Genomic DNA, 10,452 nt, shown 5'->3' on the forward strand with positions numbered 1-10,452 from the left:
AGGCGCCATGTCCAATGCGGTTACTTCATTGCTTTGTCGCCCGGCCGGGTTGGCAATCGTTATCACACTTGTCTTCTGGCTAAATGATTTCGTTTACGCCGAGAAAGTACGCATCAAGGACATCTGTGCCTTCCAGGATCAGCAGGAAGTAGAGCTGCTGGGGTATGGGTTGGTGATCGGTCTCGACGGTACCGGCGACGGCACCGGATCGCAGTTTACAGCCCGCTCGCTGGCCAACATGATGCAGCGGATGGGCCTGACTGTCGACGTGGACAAACTCAAGGTCAAGAATATCGCCGCAGTCATTGTGACCGGCAAAATCTCGAGTCAGTATACGGCGGGATCGTATTTCGATATCACCGTATCGTCAATAGGCGATGCCAGCTCGCTCCAGGGGGGCACGCTCTTGATGACCCAGCTTGCCGATCCCAATGGCATCGTAAGAGCCACCGCGCAGGGGCCGGTGTCGATTGGCGGTTTCAACGTGCAGGTGGACGAAGGCAACAAAATCGTCAACAACTATACGCTGGTCGGGCGCGTTCCCGGCGGCGGCAAGATCACCGAACCACTGACGCCGCAGCCCGGCTCAGATCGCGAATTCTACCTGTCCCTGACCAATCCCGACTTTACCACCGCGCATCGAGTGGCCGAGCGAATCAACATCAAATACGGCAATGTCGCATATCCGCAGGACGGCGGCTCCATAAAAGTGGTGGTGCCGGACAGCATCATGTATCCGACCCTCCGTTCCAAATTCATGTCCGATATCGGCCACCTGCAAATAGTTCCGGACAACGTTGCGAGAGTGGTCATCAATGAAAAGACCGGCACGATAGTAGCCGGACAGCACGTCACAATTGAACCGGTGGCGGTCGCCCACGGTACGATCACGGTTAACATTCAGTCGCGTCCCATAATATCACAGCCGGAGCCGTTTTCCGGGGGCGAAACCGTGGTGACCACACAACCTTCGATAGCTGTCGAACAGGAAAACGCTCGCGTGGTAAACCTTGAAGAATCGGTAACCCTCTCGGACGTGGCCGGCGCCCTGAACAAAATCGGCGCCACACCTCGCGATATCATAGCTATCTTCCAGGCGCTAAAGCAAGTTGGCGCGCTGAGGGCTGAACTTGTGGTTCTCTGATGGCCTCACCGATAAAGATAATTGCCCAAAAGGGGAGCGTCGGCGCAGGTGTCGAAAAACTTCGACCCCCGGCCAACGGGACTATCGAATCGGAAAAGGCGCGTCTTCGCAAAGCCACCAAAGAGTTCGAATCGTTCTTCATCTACCAGATGCTCAAGACCATGCGCCAGACAATACCGGAGAATTCACTGTCAGGCGAAACTGCGCTGTCGGGCGGCATGGGCAAAGACGCCTTCACCGAGATCTTTGACATGGAAATCGCCCGCAAGGCGACCTTCGGCGGACACAACTCCATATCTGAACTGCTCTACCGCTCGATGGAGAAAATGATCGACGCGCAGTTTGAGCAAAAACCGAACGTTCCCACGCTCAAACCACTTAAGCCGCCGGCAGCCGCCACCCCGGTGAAGCCCAAACCTGAGATCCCACTGCCGTCGGCTCATCGCAGGCCCGAAATGGTTTCGCTGGATCGTCCTAAGCGGGCCCTGCCGCCGTCGGCGACCCGCCGCATAGTCCAGGGAGATCCGATCATAGCCAAATACGGCCGTTTGATCGACAAGGCCGCCCGTGAGACGCAGCTTGATTCGGTGCTGATTGCGTCGGTAATCAAAGTCGAATCGAGCGGCAATCCGCACGCCGTATCGCCGTCCGGCGCCAAGGGACTCATGCAACTAGCCGATTCCACCTCACAGGATCTGAAAGTGGCCGATCCGTTCGACCCGGCCGAGAATATCCGCGCCGGAAGCCGGTATTTGCGCCGTCTACTGGACCGTTTCGGCGACCTCAAACTGGCTCTGGCGGCCTACAATGCCGGTCCCGCCAACGTGGAGAGGCACGACGGAATCCCGCCTTTCAAGGAAACCCGGGAATACGTGCGGCGTGTGACCGAGACAATCAAACAGACCGAGGGCAAATAGTTGGGCCATAAGCCTAAAGCCGGCCACACCCGAAGTCGACAATAAGCCTATAGGATGTCGCCTGGTGCATGGGATATGATCAACCAGCTCATACAGATCATCAACGATGAAGCGCTCCTGTTCGAGGAGTTTCTGCGCCTTCTGGACTGCCAAAAGGAGGCGCTTGTCGCCAATGACACCGAGCGTCTCAACCAGATCACACAATTGCAGCAGCAGAAACTGGTCGAGTGCCGCGCCCTGGATCACCGTCGCGATCAGATAGTCGCCGCCATTAAGGAGGCGAACACGATAGTCGGGGACGTGACGGTCACGCGGCTGCTGGAATACGCCGACGAGGACCAGTCGCAGCGCCTGATTCGCCTGCGCGAGGCGGTTCTAAGCCTGAATGACCGCATCTCCGACGCCCGCAACACCAATGCCATGCTCTTGAACCGTTCGCGCGAATTCATCTCACGGACAATGAGAATGCTCTCCCGCCTGCACGCCCCGGGCAAGACTTACGGTCGCACGGGCGCCGCTGCGCAGGACGGCGCCGTGGTGGCGGTGGACAGGAGGATCTGATGCCGGGACTGTTCCAGGGATTGGAATTAGGCAAGCGGGCGCTGATTGGCCACCAGGCCAGCCTGCAGACCATCGGCCATAACATCGCCAATGTCGATACTCCGGGCTATACCCGCCAGCGGGTGCGCATTTCGACCTCCTACCCTGAGATGACCGTCAACGGGCCGGTCGGCACCGGGCTGACTGTCGACGATGTCTACCATGTGCGCGACTTGTTCCTCGGTCAGCAGTTCCGGGAAGCGCAGAAAGATCTCGGCCGCTGGTCTTACAAAGACAAAGCTCTGCAGCAGATCGAGGGGATTTTCTCTGAGCCGCAGGACGGGTCTCTAAACGAGCTCCTCGATCAGTTTTGGAATGATTGGTCGGCGTTATCCACCGACGCCGAGAACAGCGGCCACCGCTCGAGTGTACTGGCCAGCGCCCGTCAACTGATGAACGCCATCAAAAACCTGGCTACCAGTCTGGAGGAGCAGCAGCGCGCGACCGACCGCGATCTCGAAGGCTACGTATCGGAAGTGAACGAAGCCACCGCCGAAATTGCCCGCCTCAACCAGCAGATTAAGCGCACGGAATTAGACGGCTCCAAGGCGAACGATTTGAGAGACATGCGGGACCGGCTGATCGATGAACTGGCCGCAGTTGTCGATGTCAATGTCGCCGAGCAGCGGGACGGCACCGCGACAGTGTACATGGGCAGCATGTTGCTGGTCGACGGTAACTCATCGTTCAAGATCGGAGTCGAAACGGAGCGCGACGGCGAGAAAGTCACTCACACGATGGTGTGGGCAGGCTCGAAATACCGCCTTAAGAACATCAACGGCAGGATCGCCGGGTTGATTGAAACTCGCGATGAAGTCATTCCGAGATATCTGAATGAACTTAACCGCCTGGCGCGGACGATTGTCGAGCAGGTCAACGCCATTCATGCGGCGGGCTACGGTCTCGACGGTTCCACCGGCGTGAATTTCTTTGATCCGGCGTTCACCGATGCCGGAAATCTGCGTCTCAACGCGGAGATCATTCTCGACAAGAACAAGATTGCGGCGTCGGATTCGTCCAACCCCGACGATCGCAGCAACGGCCGGGTTGCCGCCCTGTTGGCCGATCTGCGCGAATCACTGGTCATGTCGGGCCAGACCTCCACGATCAACCAGTTTTATCAAAACCTGGTCGGCGGACTGGGCGTCGAGGCGCGCGAGGCGACCTCGTTTAACGGCAATTTCGAACTGATCACCCACCAGATCGATAACCAGCGTCAATCCGTGCAGGGTGTCTCTCTCGACGAAGAGATGGCCAATCTCATCAAGAGTCAGCACGCTTTCGACGCCGCCTCGCGGGTGATCACGGTCATGGATGAAGCATTGGACACGGTGATCAGCAAGATGGGTATTGTGGGATAGAAACTTGATTCTCCGCACTGCGGGGAATCGTTCACCACGGAGGGTGGTTTGTTAATACTAACAAGGAAGTTAGGCGAATCGATCACCATCGGCGACAGCATCCGCGTGTCGGTGCTGGGCATTCGTGGTCGGCAGGTTCGCCTTGGCATTGACGCTCCGAGCGATGTGGTTGTCCATCGCGAGGAGATATACGTCAAGATTCAGCAGGAGAACCGCAAGGCGGTCGGCAACGTGAAGTCCGACCTGCTTGGCATGGTCAAGATTATCAAGGACAAGATTGCCGGCGACGCGGACAAGAAGAAAGGCTCGGTGGTCGATTTCAAGGACCACCCGCCCAACTCGCAACAGGGCGGATGATATGGATACCCGATCCCTCACCGGTCGCAATATCAGGGGTTAGCACGCCATGCGAGTCACCAACAACATGCTTCAAAGCCAGGTGGTTTTTAACGTGCAGTTGGCCTTGCGGCGTTTTTTGACGCTCCAGGGGCAGATGTCGTCGGGGCGGCGGATCAACCAACCGTCGGACGACCCAATCGGTACTCTGCGCGACCTCAATTATCGAACCGAACTCTCCAAGATTACCCAATTCCAGGAGAACGTCAGCCAGGGACAGAACTGGCTCGCCAACTATGACAGTATCCTCGATGACGTCAAGGTCCTTCTGACCGAAGCCAAAGACGTCGCGCTGGCCATGTCGAACGATACTTATGATTCGTCGCAGCGCCGCGCCGCCGCGAGTGATGTCGACGCTATTTTCGACCGCCTGGTTCAACTGAGCGATTCCAAGATTGGAGGCCGCCAGGTGTTTTCGGGCTTCCGCACCAAGCTGTCGCCGTTCCAGATCGGCAACCATGGGGTGACCTATTTGGGTGATGACGGTCGGATAGAATTTGAAATCGAATCGCGGGTGCGGCAGGGTATCAACCTTACCGGCGCGGAAGTCTTTCTCAAGCCGTTATCGATCCTCGGCGAAGACGCTGACCTCAATGTCGCGGTCACCAATGCGACGCTCATTAGCGACCTGAACGCTGGTTCCGGTATCGATCTGACAACCGGCACCATTACCATCACCGATCAAAACCTGGTCGGTGTATCGGCTACAATCGATCTCGCCGCTGCGCCGCCGATCACAACGGTAGGAGAAGCAGTTGCACGGATCAATGCCGGTCTCGCCGCCGCGGGGATGGATGCCACTGTTACTGTCAGCCTTAGCCCCGACCGCAACAGCTTGCGCATAGACACGACTCCAAGCGGGCAGATATCTACAGCCACAAAGATCGACCGCCTACACGACGGCGCCGGTGTCGACCTGACAAGCGGCACTATCAGGGTCACTAATGGCACCTCGGTTGATGTATACGTCGACCTCTCTGACGCCACCACCGTAGGAGAAGTCATTTCGGCATTCAACGCGAAGATGACATCTGAGGGGCTTGGCAATGTTACGATGGGTATCAACGCTGCGGGCAATGGCCTGGTGATTAACGACACCACCGGGCCGCCGCTCGGATTGACCATAGAAAACGCATCAGCCAATGACCTGACAGCCTCTAATCTGGGGATTCTCGGATTTGTCGGCGCCCAGCTTGTGGGCGAGAGCCTCCAGGCCGGGGCCTCGTTCACGATTGCCGACACAATCGGCAGCGCTGCGGCAGGGCTGGGTATCGCCGGTGACTACCTGTACGACCAGTCCGGTTCCGATCTCGATCCCCGTCTGACCCTGACTACAGACCTCACTGATCTTCGCAACGGCCTCGGTTTCGACGGTGGCCGTTTCGTGCTATCGCAGGGGAATGCCCGCCATACGGTCGACCCGTCGGATCCCGCGATCGTGACGGTACAGGACCTAATTGACAATATCAACAATTCGGCCCTCGACGTAACTGCCACGTTGAACAGTTCTGGTCGGGGCATACAGATCGTGAACAACGATCCTTATCGATCCTTCACTATCGAGGATGTCGAGGGCGGGCGGGTGGCCAAGCAAATGGGCCTTTTCGGCGCCAGTGACATGATGGGTGCGTTTATGGTTCTCGCGAACGCCCTGCGCGACGACGACCTTGAGGGCGTTAACCGGATGGTGCGTCATTTCGATGACGCAATCACTTCGTCACTCGAATCTCGCGCCTCGATAGGCACGAATTTCCAGCGTCTCGACGGCACGGCCGATCGCCTGCTCGACATGGAGCTCGGCTTTACCAGGCTGCTGGCCGAGGAGGAAGACGCTGACATGACCAAGGTCATAACTGAACTGGCCACGCGTGAGAACAGCTACCAGGCGGCGCTGGCCGCGGCCGCGAGGATAATTCAGCCGAGCCTGCTCGACTTCATGCGGTAAATAGACTGGAAGGGGTGCACCCAATGATAATGACAAGCAAGAGATTCGGCACTCTCGAAGTGCCGGACAACAAGATCATCACCATGGAGCGGCCGATACTCGGTTTTGAGAAGCTCAGGTTTTTCTGCCTGGTCGAGGTCGAGGAACTGGCGCCGTTTCTACTCATGCAGTCGACGGAGGACACCGATGTCGCTTTCCTGGTAATGAACCCGCTGCTCTTTTTCCCCGATTACCGAATCGAAATCAACTCACAGGAAATCGCCGAGCTCGACGTAGACGACCCGGCGTCGGTCGAGACCTATGTCATACTGACCATCATCAAGAGGACCAAAGACATAACCGCCAACCTGCAGGGTCCCATCCTGATCAACACCGCCAATAACAAGGCCAAGCAGCTCGTGCTGGTAAATTCCCGTTACCAGGTGCAGCACTCGGTTATGGAAGCCACCGAGCAGACTGCCGCCCCAAGGCGCCGTGTCCGCGCGGAGGAGCTGGCCGAAGTCTGAGCCAGACACGGACTCATTTACTGAAATCCGGCTCCGTCAGGATTGTCGCGCTTGAAGAGAAATAGGATATCGATGACCCCGCCGCATGATTCACTTGAGCACCTGCCGCCGGATCTCAGGAGCCGGCTCAAAGCCGATCCGGACGACCTGAGCGCCGCCCTCGACGCGGCCGAGCATTGCGCCAGGCACGGTCTGGAAACCGCGATCCCCGAGATACTCTGCTCCTTCCACCCCGATTCGCCTACGCTCGATTCTGTCCAGCGCGACCGCATCCGATTGCTTTTGGCCTGTGGCCATGTAGCTGCCCGGCGATACGATAGGGCCGAACAGCTCATTGCCATCGCCGCCGACCGTGCGGAGGTCGGTTCTGACTGGCTCTATTTGTCGTCCCAGGTCGCCTACGCCATGCGCGAATACGAACGGGTCATTCCAATAGCCCGCGATTTTCTTGACCGCACACGGAAGGGAGAAGCCGGGCCGCTGCCGACGGGATTGTTTGTCGACGCCACCTATCGTTCCCGCGCCTATGTCTGGTTGGGCGAATCATACCTGCAGTTACAGCGAGATGAGGAAGCGATCGAGGCCTTCCGCCGTGCGGCCAATCTCGACAGCAGCTCGGTCCCGGCCCATGTCGGCCTGGTGCGGGCGCTCGTCCGGCAGGGTCGCCGCGACGAAGCCGCTGAAGTGGTCGACCGCGGCCTGGAACGCTGCCACGACATGCAGGAGCTGACCATGCTCCGCGACTATCTGCTCATTCGGCCCACGATCTCGGCATGCATGATCGTCAGGAACGAGGAGCAGCTCCTGGCGGGTTGTCTGGAATCGATTCGCGACTGGGTCGATGAAATCATTGTTGTCGATACCGGCTCCACGGATCGAACGATTGAAATCGCCTGCCAGTATGGCGCGAAGGTACTCGAACAGCCATGGGCCGATGATTTCTCCGCTCACCGGAATTCCTCCATTGAGCAGGCCACATCTGAATGGGTCCTTATCATCGATGCCGACGAACGCATGACGCTCGAGGACGTACCGCTCCTCATAGATACCATGCGGAGCGGCCATGCGGATCTGGTTTCAGTCGGTGTCTATAATGTCTACGGCGAAAACCATGAGCGCGTGACATTCGCCAATTCCATCCGCATGTTCAAGCGGGAGTCGCAGCTTCGCTATAGTCGTATCGTTCACAACGAGCTCGTGTTACCTGCTGGTTCACGGGTGGTACGAACCAACGCGCGCCTTACGCACCTCGGGTATGATCTCCCGCCCGACAAGATGAAGGCCAAGTTCGAGCGCTCGAAGCGTCTCCTGCAAAAGCAGCTAAATGAGAACCCGAACGACATCTTTGCCCTGTTCAATTACGCTGAATTGCTAAGAGGCGTGGAGCCCGAAGTGAGCCCCGAAAACGCCGGGGAGATAATCGCCGCCGCCGAGAAAGTGATCGGCCTGGTCCCTGAACGTGATACCGGGCGTCGTCATCTGCGCCTGATGGCGCTCAACCAGCTCGCGGCGGTGTATTTATCACTCAAGAATTATCCCCGAGCATTAGAATTCTGCCGGAAGGCTCTCGAGGTGCGCCCGGGTTACCTCGACGGCCTCATTCACCTCGGGCTGATTCATTATAGACTTCGCGATTTTCGCAGCGCAATTGCGGCCTTCGAATGTTACCTGGAAGCCCAGGCGAAGTTTGATAACTCCACCGAAGTTATGCCTATCATCCTGAGCTTCCCCGATGCGCGCGACCTGGCCTATAACAACCTCGGCGCGCTGTACGAACTGACCGGTGATCCGATAAAAGCCAGACAGTGCTATCTCAAAGCCATCGGCATAAACCCCCGCTACCGAGAAACTGCTTCGCGCCTGGCACGCCTGCACGAGTCACAAGGTGACTGGGACGAGGCCGAGCACTGGTACCGCCATCAACTGCAAAATCGGCCCACGGCCGAGGCGCTGGTCGGGCTGGCTTCACTGTACTTCGAAATGGGGCGCTATGCTCTGGCGGAGTCTCAGTATCTCCAGGCTGTCGAGCAGCACGGCGAGACGTCGGCCCTCCGGAATGATCTTGGCAACTGCCTTTACCGGCAGAATCGATTCGCCGAGGCAGAGGAGCACTATCGCCTGGCCCTTGACCTGACTCCTCTCGAACCGTTGGCGTACCGCAATCTGGCCTTGGCCCACTTGAGGCAGGACCGGAAACCACAGGCTGCTGATGCCCTGAATCATTATATGGAGCATTGTCCTGGCGACGCCGCCGGCTGGCGGCTGTTGGCCGACCTCTGGAGCGACCTCGGGGAGGTCTCGCGCGCGCTCACTTGCTATGAAAGCTTACTTCGCCTGACTCCCGGCGACACCCAGGTACTGCTTCGGCTTTCAGACTGCTATCTCGTTATGGGACATAGCGAAGCGGCTGTACTTGGGTATCGGCATGTGCTCTCGGTCGATCCCCGGAATGCCGTGGCCCACCAGAAACTGGCTGAGTTGACTGATCCCGGCGCCCGATCCTAAAGGGTAAGGTTTCGCCGCTGTTCAAAATATTCGAGGAGGGGGTCTCAAGCCGCACAAGCATTTGCCGACAAAGAAGATATAAAAATGCAGAGGGCCAAATACGCGACACGTATGTACAGACAGGCTTCGGAAGAAGGGGGGGCACACGAACATAGACGCTGTGGTGTTCATGGGATCAGATACACTGAATTACCGACCAATTAACATGGGAAGTGCAGGTCATCCTGATGTGAAAACAAAGAGGAAAAGGAAACCTCACTAAAACAATCACGGAGGAGATTGACTCATGGCACTTCGTATCAACCACAACATCGCGTCGTTGAACGCCAACCGGAATCTCGGTTTGACTACGACCAGCATGGAAAAGTCCATGCAGAAGTTGTCATCCGGCTTCCGTATCAACGTCGCCGCTGACGACCCGGCCGGCCTGGTGATCTCGGAGCAGTTCCGCGCTCAGATTGCCGGTCTGAACCGCGCCATCCAGAACTCGGAAGGATCGATCAGCATGATTCAGACGGCAGAGGGCGCTCTGACCGAAATCAACAACCTGTTGATCTCGATGAGAGAACTGGCCATTCATGCCGCCAACGAAGGTTTTAACGACAGCGATCAGCTCGCTGCCGACCAGGCCGAAATCGAAAACGCGGTCAAGACCATCGACCGCATCGCGGCCAACACCCAGTTCGGCACTAAGAAGCTGCTCGATGGCTCCAAGGAGAACGTCGCCAGCATCACGTCGAACAACAACACCGGGTTGACGATCAAATCGTCCGGTCTGAGCTCTGGCACGCATTATGTGACAGTCACGAAGACGGCTGATTCGACCTCAACCCTGAACGTCCAGAATCTCGGTCTGACGCTCTCTAACGTCGACGGTGACCCGTACAACCTCACCGGCGGCGTGCACAACATCGACGTGGTGCAGTCCTCAGCCGGCGCGACCAAGATCTCGGGCGTCATCACCACGGTAGGCGAGGACGCCTTCGGCAACGATTTCGCGATCAACGCCACCCCGCAACAGGCCTCAATCGTCTCCGGTGGTGCGATCGCGGCTGTCGTTGCTGCCGGAGTAGGTACG

General features: G+C 57.8%; 8 protein-coding genes and 1 pseudogene. All 9 read left to right on the forward strand.

Going from position 1 to position 10,452, the window contains the following annotated elements; translation table 11 throughout:
• Positions 1 to 7 precede the first annotated feature (7 nt).
• A complete protein-coding gene (locus AB1772_09310; protein ID MEW5796548.1) occupies positions 8 to 1,144 on the forward strand; it encodes a flagellar basal body P-ring protein FlgI in 1,137 nt (378 codons plus the stop codon).
• Positions 1,144 to 2,061, forward strand: coding sequence for a transglycosylase SLT domain-containing protein (locus AB1772_09315; protein ID MEW5796549.1), 918 nt, complete (start codon positions 1,144 to 1,146; stop codon positions 2,059 to 2,061). The genes AB1772_09310 and AB1772_09315 overlap by 1 nt, the downstream gene beginning before the upstream one ends.
• Before the next feature lie 75 nt (positions 2,062 to 2,136).
• Complete coding sequence (locus AB1772_09320; protein ID MEW5796550.1) at positions 2,137 to 2,622, forward strand: flagellar protein FlgN; 486 nt, start codon at positions 2,137 to 2,139, stop codon at positions 2,620 to 2,622.
• Positions 2,622 to 4,022 carry a flagellar hook-associated protein FlgK gene (gene flgK, locus AB1772_09325; GenBank protein ID MEW5796551.1) on the forward strand — a complete coding sequence of 467 codons (1,401 nt, stop codon included), beginning with the start codon at positions 2,622 to 2,624 and terminating at the stop codon, positions 4,020 to 4,022. Before AB1772_09320 ends, flgK begins: the two co-directional genes overlap by 1 nt.
• A 48-nt stretch (positions 4,023 to 4,070) precedes the next feature.
• A pseudogene (csrA, locus tag AB1772_09330) lies at positions 4,071 to 4,271 on the forward strand (carbon storage regulator CsrA).
• A gap of 157 nt (positions 4,272 to 4,428) precedes the next feature.
• Positions 4,429 to 6,363 carry a flagellar hook-associated protein FlgL gene (gene flgL / locus AB1772_09335; GenBank protein ID MEW5796552.1) on the forward strand — a complete coding sequence of 645 codons (1,935 nt, stop codon included), beginning with the start codon at positions 4,429 to 4,431 and terminating at the stop codon, positions 6,361 to 6,363.
• A gap of 29 nt (positions 6,364 to 6,392) precedes the next feature.
• Positions 6,393 to 6,869 carry a flagellar assembly protein FliW gene (gene fliW, locus AB1772_09340; GenBank protein MEW5796553.1) on the forward strand — a complete coding sequence of 159 codons (477 nt, stop codon included), beginning with the start codon at positions 6,393 to 6,395 and terminating at the stop codon, positions 6,867 to 6,869.
• A gap of 51 nt (positions 6,870 to 6,920) precedes the next feature.
• A complete protein-coding gene (locus tag AB1772_09345; protein MEW5796554.1) occupies positions 6,921 to 9,374 on the forward strand; it encodes a tetratricopeptide repeat protein in 2,454 nt (817 codons plus the stop codon).
• Between the two features lie 286 nt (positions 9,375 to 9,660).
• Positions 9,661 to 10,452 (forward strand): flagellin (locus tag AB1772_09350; protein ID MEW5796555.1); only part of this gene is annotated, 792 nt, incomplete at its 3' end.

The organism is Candidatus Zixiibacteriota bacterium (assembly GCA_040752815.1).
In the GTDB taxonomy this organism is placed as follows: domain Bacteria; phylum Zixibacteria; class MSB-5A5; order GN15; family FEB-12; genus JAGGTI01.

Excerpts from the sequence above, each read along its gene's own strand:
- AB1772_09310 (MEW5796548.1), top strand. The coding sequence starts at position 8 with ATGTCCAATGCGGTTACTTCATTGCTTTGTCGCCCGGCCGGGTTGGCA.
- AB1772_09315 (MEW5796549.1), top strand. The coding sequence starts at position 1,144 with ATGGCCTCACCGATAAAGATAATTGCCCAAAAGGGGAGCGTCGGCGCA.
- AB1772_09320 (MEW5796550.1), top strand. The coding sequence starts at position 2,137 with ATGATCAACCAGCTCATACAGATCATCAACGATGAAGCGCTCCTGTTC.
- flgK (MEW5796551.1), top strand. The coding sequence starts at position 2,622 with ATGCCGGGACTGTTCCAGGGATTGGAATTAGGCAAGCGGGCGCTGATT.
- flgL (MEW5796552.1), top strand. The coding sequence starts at position 4,429 with ATGCGAGTCACCAACAACATGCTTCAAAGCCAGGTGGTTTTTAACGTG.
- fliW (MEW5796553.1), top strand. The coding sequence starts at position 6,393 with ATGACAAGCAAGAGATTCGGCACTCTCGAAGTGCCGGACAACAAGATC.